Origin of the sequence: Streptomyces sp. NRRL F-2580, assembly GCF_000720115.1 — a bacterium.
Classification (GTDB): Bacteria; Actinomycetota; Actinomycetes; order Streptomycetales; family Streptomycetaceae; genus Streptomyces.
Map to the genome: position 1 here is coordinate 53910 of NZ_JOIR01000006.1, position 20765 is coordinate 74674.

The 20765-nt window shown below is 73.4% G+C and carries 18 protein-coding genes; 10 read left to right on the forward strand and 8 right to left on the reverse strand.

Annotation, left to right across the window (positions count from 1 at the left end):
• Nucleotides 1-3: 3 nt before the first annotated feature.
• The gene (locus IF88_RS0108335) at nt 4-936 is read right to left on the reverse strand and encodes a SigB/SigF/SigG family RNA polymerase sigma factor (protein WP_078892769.1); all 933 of its coding nucleotides are present in this window, start codon (nt 934-936) and stop codon (nt 4-6) included.
• Between the two features lie 168 nt (nt 937-1104).
• Between IF88_RS0108335 and IF88_RS40135 the strand changes: the two genes are divergently transcribed.
• Together IF88_RS40135 and IF88_RS0108345 are read left to right on the forward strand one after the other, a co-directional pair.
• Entirely contained in the window at nt 1105-1494 is a 390-nt protein-coding gene (locus IF88_RS40135; protein ID WP_051836599.1) for a helix-turn-helix transcriptional regulator, read from the forward strand.
• A 56-nt stretch (nt 1495-1550) separates the two neighbouring features.
• On the forward strand, nt 1551-1817 hold the full coding sequence (locus IF88_RS0108345) for a DUF6296 family protein (protein ID WP_051836601.1): 267 nt from the start codon (nt 1551-1553) through the stop codon (nt 1815-1817).
• Nucleotides 1818-1900: 83 nt separating this feature from the next.
• Here the strand turns inward: IF88_RS0108345 and IF88_RS0108350 are convergent, their stop codons facing one another.
• The 3 genes from IF88_RS0108350 to IF88_RS0108360 form a co-directional block, all read right to left on the reverse strand.
• Nucleotides 1901-4324 (reverse strand): SpoIIE family protein phosphatase, encoded by a 2424-nt coding sequence (locus IF88_RS0108350; protein ID WP_030708840.1) that lies wholly within the window; start codon nt 4322-4324, stop codon nt 1901-1903.
• Entirely contained in the window at nt 4321-8340 is a 4020-nt protein-coding gene (locus IF88_RS0108355) for a HAMP domain-containing protein (RefSeq protein WP_030708842.1), read from the reverse strand. The genes IF88_RS0108350 and IF88_RS0108355 overlap by 4 nt, the downstream gene beginning before the upstream one ends.
• A gap of 238 nt (nt 8341-8578) precedes the next feature.
• Complete coding sequence (locus IF88_RS0108360; protein ID WP_030708844.1) at nt 8579-8923, reverse strand: STAS domain-containing protein; 345 nt, start codon at nt 8921-8923, stop codon at nt 8579-8581.
• Nucleotides 8924-9141: 218 nt separating this feature from the next.
• Between IF88_RS0108360 and IF88_RS0108365 the strand changes: the two genes are divergently transcribed.
• From IF88_RS0108365 to IF88_RS0108400, 8 genes are all read left to right on the forward strand, one after another.
• Complete coding sequence (locus tag IF88_RS0108365; RefSeq protein WP_030708846.1) at nt 9142-10068, forward strand: SigB/SigF/SigG family RNA polymerase sigma factor; 927 nt, start codon at nt 9142-9144, stop codon at nt 10066-10068.
• Nucleotides 10069-10077: 9 nt separating this feature from the next.
• A complete protein-coding gene (locus IF88_RS0108370; protein ID WP_030708848.1) occupies nt 10078-10437 on the forward strand; it encodes an STAS domain-containing protein in 360 nt (119 codons plus the stop codon).
• Nucleotides 10434-11408, forward strand: a complete 975-nt coding sequence (locus IF88_RS0108375; protein ID WP_030708849.1) for a sensor histidine kinase — start codon at nt 10434-10436, stop codon at nt 11406-11408. The genes IF88_RS0108370 and IF88_RS0108375 overlap by 4 nt, the downstream gene beginning before the upstream one ends.
• A gap of 77 nt (nt 11409-11485) precedes the next feature.
• Entirely contained in the window at nt 11486-11950 is a 465-nt protein-coding gene (locus IF88_RS0108380; RefSeq protein WP_030708850.1) for an ATP-binding protein, read from the forward strand.
• Nucleotides 11951-12030: 80 nt separating this feature from the next.
• The gene (locus IF88_RS49000) at nt 12031-12153 is read left to right on the forward strand and encodes a hypothetical protein (protein WP_267884484.1); all 123 of its coding nucleotides are present in this window, start codon (nt 12031-12033) and stop codon (nt 12151-12153) included.
• 52 nt (nt 12154-12205) lie between these two features.
• Complete coding sequence (locus IF88_RS0108390) at nt 12206-12868, forward strand: DUF4230 domain-containing protein (protein WP_030708851.1); 663 nt, start codon at nt 12206-12208, stop codon at nt 12866-12868.
• 115 nt (nt 12869-12983) lie between these two features.
• Nucleotides 12984-13433 (forward strand): SRPBCC family protein, encoded by a 450-nt coding sequence (locus tag IF88_RS0108395; protein ID WP_030708853.1) that lies wholly within the window; start codon nt 12984-12986, stop codon nt 13431-13433.
• 194 nt (nt 13434-13627) lie between these two features.
• The gene (locus tag IF88_RS0108400) at nt 13628-14236 is read left to right on the forward strand and encodes a response regulator transcription factor (protein ID WP_030708855.1); all 609 of its coding nucleotides are present in this window, start codon (nt 13628-13630) and stop codon (nt 14234-14236) included.
• Between the two features lie 58 nt (nt 14237-14294).
• Here IF88_RS0108400 and IF88_RS0108405 read toward each other — a convergent pair whose 3' ends face one another.
• The 4 genes from IF88_RS0108405 to lanKC form a co-directional block, all read right to left on the reverse strand.
• Nucleotides 14295-16073, reverse strand: a complete 1779-nt coding sequence (locus IF88_RS0108405; protein WP_063754766.1) for an ATP-binding cassette domain-containing protein — start codon at nt 16071-16073, stop codon at nt 14295-14297.
• The gene (locus IF88_RS0108410; protein WP_063754767.1) at nt 16070-17914 is read right to left on the reverse strand and encodes an ABC transporter ATP-binding protein; all 1845 of its coding nucleotides are present in this window, start codon (nt 17912-17914) and stop codon (nt 16070-16072) included. Before IF88_RS0108410 ends, IF88_RS0108405 begins: the two co-directional genes overlap by 4 nt.
• 68 nt (nt 17915-17982) lie before the next feature.
• Complete coding sequence (locus IF88_RS0108415; RefSeq protein WP_030708858.1) at nt 17983-18117, reverse strand: SapB/AmfS family lanthipeptide; 135 nt, start codon at nt 18115-18117, stop codon at nt 17983-17985.
• On the reverse strand, nt 18114-20756 hold the full coding sequence (lanKC, locus tag IF88_RS0108420) for a class III lanthionine synthetase LanKC (RefSeq protein ID WP_030708863.1): 2643 nt from the start codon (nt 20754-20756) through the stop codon (nt 18114-18116). Before lanKC ends, IF88_RS0108415 begins: the two co-directional genes overlap by 4 nt.
• Between the last annotated feature and the right edge of the window lie 9 nt (nt 20757-20765).

Below are 20765 nucleotides of genomic sequence, written 5' to 3' on the forward strand. Positions count from 1 at the left end.
GACTCAGTCGTGCAGCAGTTCCTCACGCAGGCTGCCCAGCGTGCGGGTGAGCAGGCGGGAGACCTGCATCTGGGAGATGCCGAGCTCCGCGCCGATCTCCGCCTGCGTCAGCTCCTCGCCGAAGCGCAGCTGGAGGATGCGGGTGGAGCGTTCGTCCAGGTCGGCGAGCAGGGGCGCCAGGGCGTGCCGGTCCTCGACCGCCTCCAGGGCGGGGTCGGTGTCGCCCAGGGTCTCGGCGAGGCTGCGCGGGGCCTGTCCGGCCGCGGGCGCCTGGGCGCTGCCGGCGGTGTGCTGCTGGGGCGCGTCGAGGGACTGGGTGGAGTAGCCGTTGGCCGCGACCAGGCCCTCGCGGACCTCGTCCTCGGTCAGGCCCAGGTGCGCGGCGAGTTCCGCCGGGGTGGGCGGGTGCTCCGACACGGAGGTCAGCGCCTCCGTGGCCTTCGCCAGCTCCACGCGCAGCTCCTGCAGCCGGCGCGGGACCCGTACGGCCCACGTGGTGTCCCGGAAGTGGCGTTTGATCTCGCCGGTGATGTACGGCACGGCAAGCGTGGCGAACTGCGTGTTGCGCTCGGGGTCGTAGCGGTCGATGGCCTTGATCAGGCCGATGACGCCGACCTGCACGACGTCCTCGTTCTCCGGGCCGCCGGGGCGGTCACGGAAGGGACGGGCGACGAAGTGCACGAGTGAGATGTTCATCTCGATGAGCGTGTTGCGTACGTACTGGTACTCGCGGGTCCCCTCTTCGAGGCTCCGCAGCCGTTCGAAGAACAGCCGGGTCAGCTGCCGGGCGTCGCCGGTCGGCACTTCCCGCGGGCGGGGCACGTACGGCAGCCCGCTGAGGGCAGGGACGGCTCCGACCCCGCCGGTGGGGGCAGGGGTCGCCGTCGGGGCGGGCGCGGCCGGGCTCTTGGCCTCGGCTGTGGCCGTGGGGGTCATCGTCGCTCCTTGGGCACGGGTGCTTGCGGCGCGTTGTGCGTGCTCGGGTCATGCGGAAGTCCGCTTCCGCTCACCTGCACCCTGCCGGGGCCACGGACACACGTCAAGTCATACCGGAAATCCATTTCTGGATTTGCTTTTCTCGGGTGGTCGTCCAAGGATGTCTGCGTGGAGAACGAGCACGCCGGTTCCCGCCGGAACCACTGGACCTTCCTGACGAACCACGCCCGGGTGCTGATCGCGATCGCGCGCGACCCGGGGATCCGGCTGCGCGACCTCGCGGCGATCTGCGACCTCACCGAACGGACCGTGCAGACGATCGTCACGGACCTGGAGGCCGACGGATATCTCACACGGACCCGGGACGGCCGGCGCAACCGCTACGCGATCGCCCCCGGGGCGCGCTTCCGCCACCCGGCGGAGGCCGGCCGCGAGATCGCCGGACTGCTGGCCTACCTCGCCGGTCCCCTGACCGGGCCCGCGGCGTCCGCCGCGCAGGCGTCCCCCGCCGGGGCGGGCGCGCCGCCCGGTGAGGACAGAGGAGCGGGTGAGGCTTAGCGTGGCTGGTGGGGGGCAGCCACCCCGGGCGAACGCCCACGGCAGGAGGGTCCGCCATGAGCACAGGCCACGAAACTGAAGCCCCGCACGAGGACCGGCAGGCGGAAGCCTACGAAGTGGTCTTCGCGGCCACCGACCGCCCCGGGGAGGACGTGGTGCGGATGACCCGCACCGACGCGGCGGGGCCGGGGGGCCACCCCGTCTACGAGGACGCCACCGGCATCCTCCGGGCCGAGATCAGCAGCGGGGGCGAGGTCCGCGTGCTGGCGACAGGCGGCGGTCAGGACCCGGCCCGCGTCCTGCGGGCCCGGGCGGTGGCCTGACCGGCCGCGCCGTGCGGGCGATGGCCCGAGGCCTGACACCGGTGCCGGCACCGGCACCGTAACGAAGTGCGGCGGCGGCGGCCTCAGCCGACCTGGATGCCGATCACGCACGTGTCGTCGTCCGTGTCGGACCGGCTCTGGGCGAGCAGGCGGTCCAGCCGCCCGTCCAGATCCCCGGCTCCGGCGGCCGCCGCCTGCACCAGATGGCCCAGCGAGTCCTGGACCGAGCAGTCCCGCCGTTCCACCAGTCCGTCCGTGAACATCAGCAGCGTGTCGTCCGGTTCGAGCCGCACCTCCCGCTCGACGTACGTGACGTCCGGCAGCGCGCCGAGGAGCAGGCCCTCGATCAGCGGGAACGCGTCGGCCCCGCCCCCGCGCAGCAGTACGGGCGGCAGGTGCCCCGCACGCGCCCAGCGCATCACCCGGGTCCTCGGGTCGAAGAGCCCGCAGACGGCGGTGGCCGTCACGTGCTTGGCCAGGTGGTGGGTGACCGTGTTGAGCCAGGACAGCAGCTGGGCGGGGCCCGCGCCCGTGACGGCGAGGCCGCGCAGGGCGTTGCGCAGCACGACCATGCCGGTGGCCGCCTCGATGCCGTGTCCGGCGACGTCACCGACGGACAGCATGATCAGTCCGGAGGGCAGGACCACGGTGTCGTACCAGTCGCCGCCGACGAGCGACTCGGTCTCCGCCGGCCGGTAGCGGACGGCGACCCGCAGGCCCGGGGCCTCGATGGCCGGTGGCGTGGGGGGCATGATGGCGTGCTGGAGCTGGAGGGCCAGCCGGTTGCGTTCGGCGGATTCCGCCTCGCTGTGGGCGAGCTGGTCCCTGGTCGCGGCCAGCGCGACCTCGGTCCAGTGCTGGGCGGAAATGTCCTGGTAGGCGCCGCGCACGGCGTGCAGCCGCTGGTCCGCGTCGAGTACGGGCTCGGCGACGACCCGGATGTGGCGGGTGATCCCGTCGGACCTCTGGAGGCGGAAGTTGACGGAGGCGGGACGGCAGTGGCGGAGCAGCGCCCGCAGGAAGCGGTCGAGGGCGGCGGAGTCGTCCGGATGGGCGTGCCCGGGCAGTTCCCTCAGCCGGACCGGGGGCGCGGTGGCGGGAAGTCCGTGCAGGGCGTAGAGCTGCGCGTTCCAGGTGGTCTCCCCGGTGGCGAGATTTTCCTCGAAACCGCCGATGCGGCCCAGGCGCTGGGCGTGCTGGAGGAGGTTGGCCAGCCGGGCCCGCTCGTCCTCGATCCGCCAGATCAGCAGGACGGCGGAACCGTGACGGCTGACGCTGATGTCCGCGACCGAGGTGAGCGGGATCTGGTCGACGAGCGCGGTCAGGCTCATGCGTTCGGCCCTGAACGCCTCCCCCGTCGCGTGCACGCGCTCGATGATGTCGAACAGCCCGCTCTCGCCGGCGGCCATCGGATAGGCCTCCAGCAGCAGCGCGCCGTTGACATCGCCGCGCGGCCGTCCCACCGGGTCGACGAACCGGCTGCCCACGTGCCGGATCCGGAAGTCGCCGAGCCGGCCCTCGGCGTCGAGGACCGGAGTGAGCACCACGGCGGGGTCCTGCAGTCCTTCGGCGAGGTCGATGAGCTCCGCGACGTCCGGGAGCACCCCTTCGGTGGCCGCGAGCTCGCGCGGGGGTGCGGCGTCCATCGTCCGGGCGCACAGCTCGGCGAGGGCCTCGACCTGGCGCTCGATCTGCGGCGGCTGCGGCGCCAGGGGCTGCGGCCAGCAGATCTCCAGGACGCCGTGGATGCGTCCGCCCGTCCCCGTCGGTACGGCCATCCGGCCGCCGTCGGGCCACTGCAGGTGGCCGATCGAGGGCAGCCCCTCGCGCTTGAGGCGGGGGAGGGTGACCAGGCGGCGCTCGCGCAGCGCCAGGCGGGCGACGGTGGAGACGCCCGGGGGGACGTGGCGCCAGCGCACGGCCTCCCCGGGCGGGAACCCGGCGTGGCCGGCGAGGGCCAGCGAGCCGTCGGGCACCGCCGTCCACACGGCGACGGCGACCGCTCCCAGCGGGCTCAGGGCGTTCGTCAGGAGGGAGTCGGCCACCGCCTGGGTGTCGGCGTCGGCCGCCAGCATGCCGCTCTCGGCGGTGCGCAGCCGGACCGACACGGTGGAGTACGGCTCGGCCGGGTCCTCGTCCGTCCCGGCGCGCTCGACGAACGCGGCGGCGATCTCGCTGACGTGGTCGCGGGACGCCTGGTTGACGATGTCGGCGGCGAGTTCGAGCGGGGAGGTCCCGCTCTCCCGGCACAGCAGGTCGAGCTGGCGCGCGGCCGCGGCCGGCGTGCAGTGCAACTGCCCGATCAGGATGCCCTTGGCCAGCTCGACCAGGGCGCGGCCGTCGGCGGCGGCCTGTGCCTCCAGGACCTCCCGGCGCAGCCGTTCCACGGTAGCGACGAGGCGTCCCATCGGGGTCGGGACCTGGTGGGGGACGACGCCGGCCGCCGGGTCGCCGACCGGCGTCGGCTGCGGGCGCGCACCGTCGTGGGGCTGCGTGTCGCCGGTCATCGCGTGAGCCAGTACCGGACGCGGCCGATGAGGTCGTCGGCGTCCACCGGCTTCGTCACGTAGTCGCTGGCGCCCGCGGCGAGGCTCTTCTCCCGGTCCCCGGGCATCGCCTTGGCGGTGACCGCGATGATGGGCAGGCCCGCGTACGCCGGCATCTGCCGGATCTCGGCGGTGGCGGCGTAGCCGTCCATCTCGGGCATCATCACGTCCATCAGGATGAGGTCGACGCCCGCGTGGTGGGTGAGGGCGTCGATGCCCTTGCGGCCGTCCTCGGCGTGGACCACGCGCATGCCGTGCAGTTCCAGGACCCCGCTGAGGGCGAAGAGGTTGCGCGCGTCGTCGTCGACGACGAGGACGGTACGTCCGGCCAGGTCGCCGTCGAGCACGTGGGCCGCCTGCTGCCGTTGGCTGTCTCCCTGTACGAGGGGCAGCACGTCCCCCGGCTGTTCGGCGGACAGGTGGAGCGCGATGCGTTCGCGCAACTCGTCGAGGCTGGACAGCAGTTCCACGTGGCGGGCCCCGGGCCGCTCCCGCAGGGCCTCCTCCTGGCCGGTCCTGCCCCGCGGGTTGTTGTGGGCGAGGACGGGGAGCGAGGAGAGGGCCGGGTCCCCGTCGAGCGCGTCGAGGAAGCGCAGTGCCTCGCCGTCGGGCATGTCCAGCTCCAGGACCACGCAGTGGAAGGAGTCGGACGCCAGGGCGGCGGCGGCCTCCCGTGAGCTCGTGACGCCGACCACGTGGATGCCGGGGTGCTCGCGCGTCGTCTGATGGCGGGGGGCGAAGTCCCGGCCGGCGCTCTCGGCGACCAGGGAGAGCAGCCCGCCCGACCGTTCCTCGATCACGAGCAGGCGGCGGGCCCGCCGCTGCGCCGGGAGCACGGGCGTGCCGGGACGGCCCGGAGCGGCCTGCCCGGAGGCGTCCGCGTACGAGGGCTCCGCGGGGGCGTCGGGGTCGGGGGCGTCCTCGTAGGCCGCGCGGCTGACCGGCAGGTAGAGGGTGAAGGTGCTGCCCTGGCCGGGTGTGCTCTCCGCGGTGACGGCCCCGCCGAGCAGCTGGGCGATCTCACGGCTGATGGAGAGCCCGAGGCCGGTGCCCCCGTACTTGCGGCTGGTGGTGCCGTCGGCCTGCTGGAAGGCCCCGAAGACGGACTCCAGCTGCTGTGCGGGGATGCCGATGCCCGTGTCCCGTACCCGGAAGGCCAGCATGGGCCCGCGCCGGGGAAGCCCGGCGGGCATCTCGGAGGCCGTGGCCGGTTCGATCCGGAGCTCGACGCCGCCGCGCTCGGTGAACTTGACGGCGTTGGACAGCAGGTTGCGCAGGATCTGGCGCAGCCGCGAGTCGTCGGTGAGCAGGTCGTCGGGGGCGTCCGGGGCGGTGGTGACGGTGAAGTCGAGGCTCTTCTGGGTGGTCATCGGCCGGAAGGTGGCATCGACGTACTCGAGCAGCTGGGGCAGGTCGACGCGCTCGGGGTTGATGTCCATCTTCCCGGCCTCGACCTTGGACAGGTCGAGGATGTCGTTGATCAGCTGGAGCAGGTCCGAGCCGGCCGAGTGGATGATGCCCGCGTACTCGACCTGCTTGGGGGTGAGGTTGCGGGCGGGGTTCTGGGCGAGCAGCTGGGCGAGGATGAGGAGGCTGTTGAGCGGGGTGCGCAGCTCGTGGCTCATGTTGGCCAGGAACTCGGACTTGTAGGTGGAGGCGAGCGACAACTGCTGTGCGCGGGTCTCCAGTTCCTGCCGGGCCTGCTCGATCTCCAGGTTCTTGGCCTCGATGTCGCTGTTCTGGCTGGCGAGGAGGGCGGCCTTCTCCTCCAACTCGGCGTTGGAACGCTGGAGTTCCTCCTGCTGGACCTGGAGTTCCTCCGAGCGGGCCTGGAGTTCGCCGGCGAGTCTCTGGGACTCGCCGAGGAGCTCGTCGGTCCGTGCGTTGGCGACGATCGTGTTGACGTTGGCGCCGATGGTCTCCATCAGCTGGGCCAGGAAGTCGCGGTGCACGGGGGTGAAGGCGGTGAAGGAGGCGAGTTCGATCACTCCGAGCACCTGCTCGTCCACCACGATCGGGAGGATGATGAGGCTGCCGGGGGTGGTGTGGCCCAGCCCGGAGGAGATGACGTAGCCGCCGGGGACCTGGTCGGTGGCGATGATCCGGTGGCTGCGGGCCGCCTGCCCGACGAGGGACTCGCCGAGGGCGAAGGTGACGCGCTCCTCGGCGTCCGCGGACCGTCCGTAGGAGCCGACGAGGGTGAGCACCGTGCCGCCGGGGCCGTCCTCGGCGAGGTAGAAGGCGCCGTACTGGGCGGCGACGAGCGGCGTCAGTTCGTCCATGACGAGTTCGGCGACGGCGGCGAGACCCCGGTGGCCCTGCATCAGGCCGGAGATGCGGGCCAGGTTGGACTTGAGCCAGTCCTGCTCCTGGTTGGCCCGGGTGCTCTCGCGGAGCGAACCGACCATGGAGTTGATGTTGTCCTTGAGTTCGGCGACCTCACCCGAGGCGTCGACCGTGATCGAACGCGTCAGGTCGCCCTCGGCGACCGCGCTGGCGACCTCGGCGATGGCCCGGACCTGCCGGGTCAGGTTGCCGGCCAGCTCGTTGACGTTCTCGGTCAGACGCTTCCAGGTGCCGGAGACGCCCTCGACCTCGGCCTGGCCGCCGAGCCGGCCCTCGCTGCCGACCTCGCGGGCGACCCGGGTGACCTCCGCCGCGAAGGCGGACAGCTGGTCGACCATCGTGTTGATGGTCGTCTTCAGTTCCAGGATCTCCCCGCGGGCGTCCACGTCGATCTTCTTGGACAGGTCGCCGTTGGCGACGGCCGTCGTGACGAGGGCGATGTTGCGGACCTGGCCCGTGAGGTTGTTCGCCATGGAGTTGACGTTGTCGGTGAGGTCCTTCCAGGTCCCGGCCACATGGGGGACGTGCGCCTGGCCTCCGAGCCGGCCCTCGGTGCCGACCTCGCGGGCCACGCGCGTCACCTCGTCGGCGAAGGCGGAGAGCGTGTCGACCATCGTGTTGATGACCCCGGCCAGCGCGGCGACCTCGCCCTTCGCCTCCACCACGATCTTCTGTGAGAGGTCCCCGCGAGCCACGGCGGTGGCCACCTGGGCGATCGACCGCACCTGGCCGGTCAGGTTGGAGGCCATGACGTTGACGTTGTCGGTGAGGTCCTTCCAGGTGCCGGAGACCCCCCGGACCGTGGCCTGGCCGCCCAGGTTGCCCTCGGTGCCGACGTCGCGGGCCACCCGCGTCACCTCGTCGGCGAACGCGGACAGCTGGTCGACCATCGTGTTGATGGTCTCCTTCAGCTCCAGGATCTCCCCGCGCGCGTCCACCCGGATCTTCTGCGTGAGGTCGCCCTGAGCCACGGCGGTGGTGACCTCGGCGATCGAGCGCACCTGGGCGGTCAGGTTGTCGGCCATGACGTTGACCGATTCCGTCAGGTCCTTCCAGGTCCCGGAGACGCCCATGACGTCCGCCTGGCCGCCGAGCCGGCCCTCGGTGCCGACCTCGCGGGCCACGCGCGTCACCTCCCCGGCGAACCCGGAGAGCTGGTCGACCATCGTGTTGATGGTCTCCTTCAGCTCCAGGATCTCCCCGCGGGCCGTGACGTTGATCTTCTGCGAGAGGTCGCCCTTGGCCACGGCGGTCGCGACCTGGGCGATCGAGCGCACCTGGGCCGTGAGGTTTCCGGCCATGAAGTTGACCGAATCCGTGAGGTCCAGCCAGGCGCCCCCGACGCCCGGCACGTGGGCCTGGCCGCCCAGGGTGCCCTCGGTGCCCACCTCGCGGGCCACCCGGGTCACCTCGGAAGTGAACAGCGACAGTTGGTCGGCCATCCCGTTGAAGACGGTGGCGATCTCCCCGAGCAGCCCGTCCGCCGTATCGGGCAGCCGGGTGCGGAAGTCCCCGTCGCGTACGGCGGTCAGCCCGGCCAGCAGCTGCCGCAGCTCCGACTCGCCGATCCCGCCGTCACCCGGCAAAGACGGCACCCCGTTCAGTGAATCCGTGCCCGCCCGCTCGGCCATCCGCCAACCTCACTCTCGATCTCACTTGCACCGACACCCGGGACAGGACGGGCCCCTGGCATCAGGGCGCGCCGGAGCGCCCGGCTCTGTCGGGATTCCGACATCGCCCGGGCACCGGTCGGGTGAAGGCTAACGCCACCGCAGGGACGACGGACCCCAGTCGATCACACCGGAGGCAGCGCATCAGGCCGCGGGGCACACCCTCGGCAGGCTGCCCGCGCGCCGGGCCGCCCGGGCCTCACGCCCCCAGTGCGTCCTCGACGCTCGCGTGCAGGGAGAGCACGGTATCGGCGCCGGTCACCGCGAATAGCCGGCGCAGCTGCTCGCCGGGGGCGGCGATGCGCAGGGCGGTGAGGTGGTGCACACGCAGCAGCAGGTTCAGGAACGAGGAGTCCCCGAAGGTGATGGCGCCGGCGTCCAGCACCACCAGCGGGTACCGGTCGGTGGCGGCGGTGAGTGCCTCCTCCAGCGGCGCCAGCGTGTCCTGGTCGAGTTCCCCGTGGGCCGCCACCACCCACCCGGTCCCCGCCGGGTAGGCCTCCCCGACCACACCCTGCTGGTGCGCGTCCCTTGCTCCGGTCATGTCCGCCTCCCCGGATCGCCGCCTGTACGTCTGTACGTCGTCCTCAGGGAGTATGCCTGCTCATCGCGTCGACGCGGCCGCCCCCGTCCGAGTCGGCCCTCCTTCGGCCGGGCGGCGCGACCCTGCGGAAAAAGTAATTCCGCTGAGCTGTGTAGAACCGCGAAGTCGGGGCAGAAGGGCCCGGGCAGCCGTCAGTCAATCGGGAGGGAGCGGCCACCATGTCTCGCTCGTCCACCGCAGTAGGCCCCATTCGTGCAACAGAGGCGCACGTCCCTGCTTGTGACCGAGGCACCGCGGGAGCACCAACGCAGGACGAGGACCTGCTTCATGTGGAGAACGCGCGGGAGATGGCTCCCGCCGACGCACGCGAACTGTCGCGGCTCTTCTTCGGGAAGCTGCGCACGCTGGAGGAGGGGACGCGCGAGTACCAGTACACGCGCAACACCCTGATCGAGATGAATCTCTCCCTCGTGCAGTTCGCCGCGCGCAGGTTCCGCTCCCGGGCGGCCGGCGGGGGTCTCGACATGGACGACATCATCCAAGTGGGGACGATAGGCCTGATCAAGGCCATCGACCGCTACGACCTGGAGCGCGAGGTCGAGTTCTCCACCCTCGCCCTCCCCTACATCACCGGTGAGATCAAGCGCTACTTCCGCGACACCACCTGGGCCGTGCACGTCCCGCGGCGCCTGCAGGAACTGCGCATGGAACTCGCCAAGGCCCAGGAGACCCTGACCGACGACCTGGGCAGGGCGCCGACGGTCAAGGAGGTCGCGCGCCACCTGAAGCTGTCCGAGGAGGAGGTCATCGACGGGCTGGTGGCCGCGAACGGCTACACGAGCGGTTCCCTCGACACCGCCGGCGCGGAGAGCGACGCGACGTCCACGGCGAGCCCGACGACGCGGCCGCTGGCGGAACGCCTCGGCGAGGTCGACCCCGCCATGGAGCTCTTCGAGGAGTTCCACACCCTCGCGCCCCTGCTGGAGCAACTGGACGAACGCGACCGGTGGATCCTGCAGATGCGCTTCGGCGAGGAGAAGACCCAGGCCGAGATCGGCGCCGAACTGGGCATCTCGCAGATGCAGGTCTCCCGCATCCTGTCCCGGACCCTGGCCCGCCTGCGCGCCGGCATGCTCACGGTATAGGGCCGGGCCATGACCTCCCTGCGGACGGGAACGGGAGCAGGAGCGGGAAGGGGCGCGGCGGCGCCCCTGACCGTCCTGCCGCTGTCGGGTCGGCCCGGCGCACGCCTGAGCGGCAGCTGTGACCTCGACACCCGGCAGGCCCTGTCCGCCGCGCTCGGCGTCGTGACCGGGATACCCGGGCCCGTCGTCCACCTCGACCTCTCCGCCGTGGCCTTCCTCGACACGGCCGCGGTCGCCGCCCTGGTGCAGGCGTCGGCCGCCCTCAAAGGGCAGGGGCGGCGCCTGCTGCTCCACGACCCGCCATACTCGCTGCGCAAGGTAGTGGAGATGTTCCCGGACGAATGCGCCGCGCTGGAGGTCGCAGCATGATCACTGTTCCTGCGCCCCCCGGGCCCGGGGCCTTCGTCCACCCCGCCCTCTTCTACCGGGATCTCGACGAGTACCTCACCGGTGTGGGTGGCTTCGTACGGACGGCCCTGTCGGCCGACGAGCCGGTGCTCGTCGCCGTGCCGGGCCCGCACCTGGACGCCCTGCGCGAGAGCCTCGACACGGGCGGGGCCGAGATCGCCTGGACGGACATGACGGAGCTGGGCCGCAATCCCGGGCGCATCCTGGCCGCCCTGCAGGACTTCGCCGACCGGCACGCGGGCCGGGCGGCCCGGATCGTCGGCGAGCCGATCTGGCCCGGCCGCTCCCCCGCGGAGGTGCTGGAGGCCACCCGCCACGAGGCCCTCATCAACACGGCCTTCGCCGGCCGGCCGGCCACCATCCTGTGCCCGTACGACGTACGGGGGCTCGCGCCCTCGGTGGTGGCCGACGCCCGGCGCACCCACCCCACGCTGATCGAGGAGGGCCGGGACCTGCGGAGCCCCGCCTACACCGACGCCTCCGAAGTCAGCGGCGACTGCGATCTCCCCCTGCCCGAGCACGACGGCGAGGTGTCCCGGCTCGACTACGCCCCCGGAGGGCTGGCCGAGGTGCGCGAGCACGCCGAGAACTGGGCGCGCGGCACGGCCCTGACCCCGGCGCGGCGCGGCGACCTCGTCCTGGCCATCAGCGAGGCGGCGGCCAACTCCCTCTCCCACGGAGGCGGGAAGGGCACCCTCCGGCTGTGGACCACCACCGGAGCCGGAGCCGGGGCCGGATCGGGAGCGGGAGTCGTCGCCGAGATCCACGACGGCGGTCGCCTGGCCGACCCCCTGGCCGGGCGCCGCCGCCCTTCCCTGGCGTCGGCCCGCGGAGGCCGCGGACTGTGGATGATCCACCAGCTCTGCGATCTGGTCGAGGTCCGTGCCATGGAGAGCGGCTTCACGCTGCGGCTCCACATGGCGACGCTCTGAGAGCGGCGGTCGCCTAGACTGTCACGGGCAAGTACCGAGAGCAGAGTCCAGAGTCGACGTGGGGGTGAAAGACCACAGTGGAGACCATCGGTCCGGAAACGGGCGATACCGTGGGCGCCGCTGTTCCCGTCCGGGGGCAGCGCCGTCGGCTCGCCCTGACGGGCGTCCGCGGCTCCGTGGCCAAGGGCCGCGACTTCACGCGCCAGGCCCTGAAGGACTGGGGCTGGGACGGGACCGAGACCTCCGAGGACACCCTGCTCCTCGTGTCCGAGCTGCTGACCAACGCCTCGCTGCACGCGGGCGGTTGTCAGGAGCTCGTGCTCACGTCCGGGGAATGCCTGCGCATCGAGGTGTGCGACGGTACGACGACGCTGCCCTTTCCCCACCCGGCGCCGCAGCGCGGCCTCCCGGGCGGCCACGGGCTGCACATCGTGGAGCGGCTCTCCGACCGCTGGGGCGCACAGACGCACGAGGGCGGGAAGGCCGTCTGGGCCGAGATCGACGCCGCCCGGCTGGTGTCCGGCAGGCCCACGGGACGCTGACCGCCGGCCCCGTCGGACCGGACCGCCCGCCTGCGCGGTACCCCGGGCGTGAATCCCGCCGCCGCGGGCACACGCGCGACATGACCTCCCATCAGCTCACCACCCTGTCCCTCACCCCGGCGCCCGGGCCCGCCTGGGTGCACCTGCTCGTCATCGGCTTCGCCCTGATCGTCCTCGTACAGTCCCTCGCCCGGCACCGGTAGCCCGGGTACGCGGATCCGCGCTGGAGCCGCGTCCACGGGGTATCCGTGGTGCATGGAAACCTCTTCGGCTCGGCCGGGCGGCTCGTGGCGCCCGTGGTGGGGGCGGATCGCCGTCGGTCTGGCGGTGGTCGTGGTGCTGATCGTGCTCGCGGAGCGCTTCAGCCTGGTTCCGGGATTCGGCGGCCTCTTCGGCGAGGACACCCGGGACCGCTCCGGTCCCGCGCTGCTCAAGTCGATCCAGGACATGGACCGTTACGAGGCCGCCGTCGGCAACTTCCAGGTGGTCGTGGACCTGGAGAAGGACGCGGCGCTGCTGCCGGACGTGATCCGCGGCACCCGCACCCTGTACGTGGGCGCCGGCACCGTCGGGGGCTACGTCGACCTCGGCGGGCTGGACGAGCGGAGCGTCACCGTGAACGGCGACCGCACCAAGGCCTCGATCCGGCTGCCGCACGCGGTGCTCGGCACCGCGGCCCTCGACCCGGCCCGCTCGTACGCGGTGTCGAAGCAGCGGGGCCTGCTGGACCGGCTCGGCGACCTGTTCTCCGACAACCCGGCGGGCGAGCAGGCCGTGCAGAAGCTCGCCGCGCAGCACATCAACGAAGCGGCCCGCGACAGCGGTCTCGTGGAGCGCGCCGAGCAGAACACCACGTCGATGCTGGAGGGCCTGCTGCGCTCCCTGGGCTTCCGCGAGGTGACGGTGGCGTACGGCTGAATCGTGCCGGCCGCGGCGTTTTCCGCTCCGGGCCGGGTAGCCGCGCCTCAAGACGTCCTGACGGACGACCCGCACCCCAGGGTGCGGGGCCGCCCACCACACGGAAGAGGTGCACATGTCGCACGTCGAGGAGTACGTCGAGGTCAACGTCCCCGTACGCACGGCCTACAACCAGTGGACGCAGTTCGAGGAGTTCCCCGCCTTCATGGAGGGGGTCGAACGCGTCGACCAGCGCACGGATACGCTCACCCACTGGGTGACGAACGTGAACGGTGTGCAGCGCGAGTTCGACGCGCAGATCACCGAGCAGCTCCCGGACCGGCGCGTCGCGTGGATGACGGTCGACGGGGAGGCCCGCCAGGCCGGGCTGGTCGTCTTCCAGCCGATCGACGCGACCACCACGAAGGTCGTCCTGCACATGAACTGGGTGCCCGACGGTCTGGCCGAGACGGCCGCCGACAAGCTCGGCTTCGTCAAGCGTCAGGTGACGGGCGATCTGAAGCGGTTCAAGCTGTTCATCGAGTCGCGCGGGGTGGAGACGGGAGCCTGGCGCGGCGAGGTGTGATCCCGGCCGGAGGGGCGGGCAGGGCGGTACGGGCCCCGGTCTTCAAGGGGGTTACCCGCCTAAGGGAAGCCGATTCCCCGGGTATCTCGGCCAAGTTGTCCGTGAGCCCCTGCACGCCCCCCGCAGTGACGTTCCATCACCCCTGATCGGGGGCACCCGTGGTGCGGTTGGTACGTCTACCGAGGAGAGCACTGATGACGAAGGTCCTCGTCCTGCACAGCGTCAGCCTGGTCAGGTCGGCACTGGCCGCCCTGCTCAGATCGGAAGGGCGCTTCGAGGTCACGTCGGCGGGCTGGCGGACCGCCGTGCGCCAGGCCGATTCCATACGACCAGATGTGACGGTCGTCGACCTCGACTGTCCGGGGACCACTGCCGTCCTGGCCGACGACGGGCGCGCGGACCGCCAGGTCCTCGCGTCCCCGTCGCCGGTCCTGGTCCTCGCGTCGACCGGAGCACCCGGTTCCCTCCACCGGGCCTTCCGGGCCGAGGCCCTCGGCTACGTGGACAAGGACGGCTCGCCGGGGCGGCTCGTCCGGGCGGTCCGGAAGGTCGCCGCGGGGGAACGGTTCATCGACGCCTCGCTGGCCTCCGCCTTCATGGAGGCCGACCCCTTACCGCTGAGCCCGCGGGAACTCAGCGTGCTGGCCCGGGCCGCGGAGGGCGATTCCATCGCCGAGATCGCCCGTTCACTGCACCTGGCGAGCGGGACGGTGCGCAACTACATGGCCGCGGCGACCCGCAAGACCGGCGCGCGCAACCTCATCGACGCGATCCGCATCTCCCGGGGGGCCGGCTGGGTGTGATCCGCGGCCGCCGCGGACCGGTGCGCCGTGGGCCGCCCGGCGGTGGCGGCCGGCCGCGTCACTCGTCCGTCCCGTTCCACCCGCCCACCAGATCGCGGTACAGGGGCGACCTGGCCGGGAGTTCCGCGTGCGTACCGCACACGGCCCGGGTCCCGTCGAGGACGAGGACCCGGTCGGCGCGGGCCGCGGACGAGACCCGGTGGGCCACGACGACGAGGGTGCCGGGACGCTCCGCGAGGGCCCGTTCCGCACGTTCCTCCGTACGCGGGTCCAGGTGGCAGGTGGCCTCGTCGAGCAGCAGCAGCGGGGCCGGCGAGAGGTAGGCGGCGGCGAGCGCGAGGTGCTGGCACTCCCCTCGGGACAGCAGCCGGGGGGACACCTCGGCGTCCAGGCCGCCCAGCCGCTCCACCAGCTCCTCCAGCCCCAGGGCGCTGATGGCGCGCCGCACCGGTGCGTCCCCGGACCCTGGGGCGCCCGGTGGCAGAGACAGGTGGGTGAGGTTCTCCCGCACGGTGCCGGTGAACACGTAGGCCTGCTGCGGCAGCAGGGTCCGCCGCGGGTCCGGTCCCGTGGCGGCCCGGTCCCGGCGGGCGGCCGCGCCGGCGACGAGGACCGTCCCCGCGTCGGGTGACAGCATTCCGGCGAGCAGCGCGGTGAGCGTCGACTTGCCGATGCCGCTCGGCCCGACCACGGCGAGGTGCTCCCCCGGCCGCACCACCAGGTCGAGGGCGTCGAGTACGGGGACCGCGCCGGGTCCGTAGGCGAAGGTGACGTCCCGGAGCTCGGCCGCGGCGGCGGTCCGCGGGGCGGTGGGGACGAGTGCCCGCGGCTTCGTCGCGCAGTGGCCGTCCGGCTCCCCCGGCGACGGGTCACAGAAGCGTTCGAGGACCACCACCAGCCGGGTACCGGCGGAACCCAGCGCCGTCATCAGCGAGTCGAGGGCGGGCAGCAGCGCCTGCACCACGTACGTGAGGCCGCCGGCCAGCGTACCGGCCGTGATCCCGCGGCCAAGCAGCCAGGGCGTCGCGGCGAGGAGCGCGATCACCGGGAGCCGGCCCGCCGTCGCGAGGGCCAGGGTGCGCACGGCCGCCCAGCGGGCGAGGGTCCGCGCCAGCCGCTCCTGGGCGGCGATCAGCGGCTCCACCCGGGCGCGCGCGGCCTCCTGGCCACCGCAGGCGACGACGTCACGCAGGCCCTCCCCCAGGGCCCCCACCCGGTCCGCCAGCGCCTCGTCGGTGTCCAGGGAGCGGCGTTGCGCGGACGCCATGGGGCGCAGGGTGGCCAGGAAGGCGGCCACGCCCAGCAGCAGCGGGGGCAGCACGACCAGCAGCAGTACGGGAGCCAGGGCCGCCATGCCCGCGAGGACGCCCACGGCGGTGACCGCGAACGAACGCACCGTCAGGACCAGCCCCGCGAAGGAGTCCCGGGCCATCTCCGTCTGCTGGGTCAGCCGGGACACCGCGCCCGTGCCGGGGGCGCGCACCGGGTCGGCGACCGCGCGGTCCAGTGCCTGCCGCACCGCCCGCCGGACCAGGCCGTCCCGCAGCGGCTCCACGAGGTCGGCGAGTGCGGCGAACACACCGCGCAGTGCGTACCCGCCGAGCAGGGCTCCGGCTCCGGCCGCGGCCAGCCAGGCGAGACCGGTGGCGGTGCGGCCGGCGAGGAAGCCGTCGTCGAGCGCGCGGGCGACGCCGTAGCCGCCGAGGAAGGTGTGCGCGGACTCCAGGAGCGACCAGGCCGCCAGCCGTCCCACGGCGCCCTTGCGGCCGCGCAGGAACCGCCGGCCCTCGGGGGCCACGCGGCGCCAGGCCTCTCCCTCGCCCTGGCCCTCGGTCACCGCGTCGCCTCCGATACCGCTCCGGTCGCCGCCTCCGTCACCGCTTCGATCGCCGCTCCGGGGGCCGCTTCCCCGTCCGCCGCGGCCCCCGCGTCGGCGGCGAACACCGCCCGGTAGGCGGGCTCGTCCCGCCACAGTTCGGCGTGGGGGCCGGCCGCCCGCATCCGCCCCTCCTCCAGCCATACGACGAGGTCGGCGCGGGCCGCGGACGAGAGGCGGTGCGCGACCACGATCCGGGTGCCGGGCCGGATCCGGTGGGCGAGCGCCCGCTCGACCTCACGGGCGGTCACGGTGTCGAGGCTGGAGGTGGCGTCGTCCAGCACGAGGAGCCGGCCCGCGTGGCAGAACGCCCGCGCCAGGCCCAGGCGTTGGACCTCACCACCGGACAGGGGGGCGTCGGCGAGGCGCGTGCCGTAGCCGTGGGGCAGGCGCCGTACGAACGGGTCGGCGCCGGCGGCACGGGCCGCGGCGCGCACCGCTTCGGGGTCCGGCGCCGGACCGGCGCCGCATCCGATCGCCTCGCCGACCGTGTCCCCGAGGAGCACGGGCCGGTCGAAGGCGTGCCCGACCTCGCGGCGCAGCGCTTCGGCGGTCAGCTCCCGCAGGGGTACGCCGTCCAGCAGCACCTCGCCCGCGTCGGGGTCGGTGAGCCGGCCGGCCACGGCGGCGAACAGCGTCTTGCCGGCGCCCGACCGGCCCACCACCGCCACCGTGGAGCCTCCGGGGACCACCAGGCTGATGTCGTGCAGGACCGTCGCGCCTGACCGTACGACCCGGACCCCGCGCAGTTCCAGGGTGCCGGGGCCGCCGTCCGGCAGCTCCGCCCGGCCGTGGTCGAGCACGGGCAGCGTCAGCAGGTCCGCGGTCCTTCGGGCGGCGGCCCGGCCGCGGACCACGGCCGCCAGTCCGCCCGTCACGGCGCCGATGCCGGCCGCGAGGCCGGCGTACCGCAGGACGGCGAGGAGTTCGCCGACGCCGATGGCTCCGGCCGACAGGCGGATGCCGCCGACGGCGAGGACCGCGTACAGGAGCATCGGCATGAGGGCCGCGGACCGGGCCGTGGTGCCGCCGTAGACCTGCCACATGCGCCTGCCCTCGGCGCCGAGTTCGGGCAACCGCGCGAGGATCCGGGCGCGTTCGCGGTCGGCGGTGCCGGCGGCGGCGATCGTGCGCGCTCCGGCCAGGGCCTCGACGAGGCGGCCTGCCGTCGCGAGCTGGACCTGCTGGTAGCGGGCGATGCTGGTACGGGTGTCGCGGGTGAAGGCCCGCAGCAGGAGCACCAGCAGCGGCACCCCAGCGAGGAAGGCGAGCGCCGTCCAGACGTCGATGAGGAAGAGCGCGACCATCGCGCCGAGCGGCGGCAGCAGTGCGGCGAGGGCGTGCGCGACGGCGGCCGGGACCTTCCCGGCCTCGGCGGCGTGCGCGGTCAGCCGCGCGGCGGTTTCGCCGGGCGCGTGGCGGGCCGCGTGGTGCGGGGCCGTCCGCAAAAGTGCGGCGAGGCCGAGCCTGCGCAGCCGGGCGGTGGAACGGCCGTCCACCTCGCCGGTCAGCCGGGCGGCGACGGCGTCCAGGGCCACCTCCGCCACGATGACCGCGGCGCACAGCAGCGTCCAGGCGGGGCCCGACGGGGCCCGGCGGAGCAGCAGGTCGAGGGTGTGGCCGAGGACGGCGGGCTCGGCGAGGGCCGCCGCGGCGGCCGTCACGGCGCATCCGAGGACGGCGGCGGTGCGCCCCCCGCTGTGCCGGGCCGCTGCCACGAGCGCCCGGTCGGCGGTCCGTCCCACGGACGGCTCCCGAGCCGTGTCGGGCACCGTGTCGGGCGCCGCGTCGGGAGGGCTCATCGGCGGATGCCTCCAGAGATGTGGTGCGGGCCCGGGCGGCGAACCGCCCGGGCCCGGGGTGACCTGGGTCAGTTACAGGTCGTGACGCTCAGGCTGCTGTCACCGCAGAGCAGCAGGCTGGCCCGGCTGCCGCCGCCCGTCATCGCGACCTCGGCGGTCTCTTCCTTCGGGGTCTCCATCGACTGCAGGTCAAGAAGCGTCATGTCAGATTCCTCTTCTTCTCTTGAGTGGTGCGATGGGTCACGGCCCCGGACGGGACCGGCTTGGGGGCCGCTGCGCGCTCGCGCAGCGGCGGGAGGAACGGCAGGTGCGCGCGCCCGCCGGGCGCCGCGCTGCCGAGGGCGAGGAGAGCGCCGGCCGTGCCCGTGGCGAGGTCCATGGACAGCCGCATCATCTGCTCGCCCGGGAAGGCCAGATGCCCCTGGTACGGCACCGCGTGCCGGGCCAGTGCGTCGATCTGGCGGGCGATGGCGTCGGGCCCGGTGCCCGGGCCCGGTGTAGTGGTCCGGGCCAGGTAGAGGATCATCCCGGCGGCACCCCGCAGCAGCCCGGGCTGGGCGTAGAACGTCGCCTGCGCCGCCCGTACGATCTCGCGCCGGGCCTCTTCGAAACGGTCGTCGGGACCGTGCTCGAGCCAGTCGTCGAGCACCATGCCGATGCCGACACTGCCCTCGCCGAGGTACGGCATCGTGCGCCAGCCCTCGTTGACCTGGAGGGTGCCGTACGCGCTGGTGACGCAGCGGTCGAGGTCGCGGTGGAGCGCGTGGGCGGCCTGGACCAGCAGCTCTTTGTCACCGGTGCGCTCGTACAGCCGCACGAAGAGCAGGGCGGGACCGGAGTTGCCGTACAGCAGCCCCGCGCGGGAGGGCCGCTGCTCCGGGCGGGCGAGCAGTTCGGCGCAACGCAGGGCCGCGGTGCGCAGCTCGCTCTCGCCGCACGCGGTGCCGAGCGCGTCCAGGGCCAGACCGATGCCGGCGAGTCCGCTGTGCAGGTCGGGGCCCGCGCTCTGCCAGGGCTGGTGCAGCAGCCGGTCGGCAAGGGCAAGGGCACGGTCGTGGTGTCCGAGCCGGTGCAACGTCCAGGCCGTACCGGCCAGGCCGTCGTAGAAGCCGAGCGGAGTGCCGGAGACCGGTTCCGCGGACCGGTCGAGCAGCCACTCCTCGGCCTCGGGCCAGGGTGCGCCGCCGGTCTCGGCGAGGGCGTGCAGCACTCCGGCGATCCCGTAGCCGAAGCCGATGCCTCCGCCGGCGGCCGCGAACTGGGCGATGTCGCCCGGGACGAGGCGGTCCTCGCGGTCCGGGGTGGCGCTCGCGCGCAGCGCCGCGGTCATCGACGTACGGGCGGCCGGCCATTCCCGTGGCTCGACGGGCAGGTACCGCCCGGCCGGTGCGGGCCGACGGCCACCGCCGCCCGCTGCGGTCCGCGGGACGCCGGACAGGATCTCCTCGACAGCCTCGTCGAGGAACCTCCGCGGTACGGGGAACTGCTCGGCGGCGACGGCGGCCAGGTGCGCGGCCTTCGCCCGGTCCAGGACGAGCAGGCTGGTCAGCGGGAGGAACAGGGCGAGCCGCAGGCAGGCGAGGGCGTAGCGGTCCACGGAGAACCCGCGCCGCTCGGCCGGGGCGACGAAGGCGGGGTTGGCCACGGTCTGCCGCATCCCCTCGTCGACGTGCGCGGCGGCTTCGAAGTCCAGGAGCGCGACGGTGGGTTCGCCGCTCTCGTCCTCCGCGACCATGATGTTGAAGAGGTGGAGGTCGTTGAAGACCACGCCGCGGGCGTGCACGGCGTCGACGGCCTCCGTGACCCGCCGGTGGATCGTCAGGGCCCACTCGGTGTAGGAGGCGAGCTCCGCCGGGTCGGGATCCGCCTCGATCAGCGGGTGGCGGCGGGCGAAGTACGTGTTGAGCGGTTTGCCGGCGAGGTGTTCCAGCACCAGGAAGTGGTGGTCGCCGACCGTGAACGCGCCGCGGACCGCCGGGACGCAGTCCAGGCCCGCCAGCCTTTCCAGTGCGGCCCGTTCGCGGTGCAGCCGGGTCACGGCGTCGGCGCCGTCGGCGGCGAGTCCGGCGTGGGGCCGGGCCTCCTTGAGGACCACGGACTCGCCGGTTCGGCTGTCCTTGCCGACGTAGACACCGCCGCCGTTGGAGAAGTGCAGCGCCCGCTCCACCGTGAAGGGGATGTCGGTCAGAGTGACCGCGGAGCGCGCGGCGAGATGCGGCTTCAGGAAGTCGGGCAGTTCGAGCCACTCGGGCGGCTGGAAGGCCGGCCCGCGCCGGTCCGGTACGAGGCGCCCGTCGGGGGCCTCGATCGCCGGGACCAGGGCGCCGTGCTCGTCGTAGCAGTGCCGCAGGGTGAAGCTGCCGTAGCGCAGGTGCACCGGTCCGGCGCCCCACCGCAGGTCGCTGAGGATGTACGGGCCGGCCGCCCCCGCCAGCGCGGCGTCGAGGTCCTCCGCGATCCGGTGGCACTGCCGCTCGTCGGCCGGATAGACGGTGATGAACTTCCCGCTCGCGGCGCGGTCGGCGTACTTGGCGTTGCGCAGGTGCAGCAGGTACCGGCTCGGTATGAACTTGAAGGCGATGTCCCGGGCGGTGCAGTACTCGTACACCGTCGCCAGGAGCGACTCGGCGTTGTCGAGCGTGGCCGATACGTGGATCTTCCAGCCCTGCGAGGGCAGTTCGGCGTCGACGGGACGCAGGGCGAACCAGTCGCCGCTGCGGTGCGAGCGCCACCCCGCCGGGACGGGGGCGTCAGCCGCCGCGTAGTTCTCACCGGCCCGCCGGTACGGCGCGTCGTAGAACCAGCGGTCCGTGTCGCAGAAGGCTGCGTACCCCTTGTTCACACCTGCTCC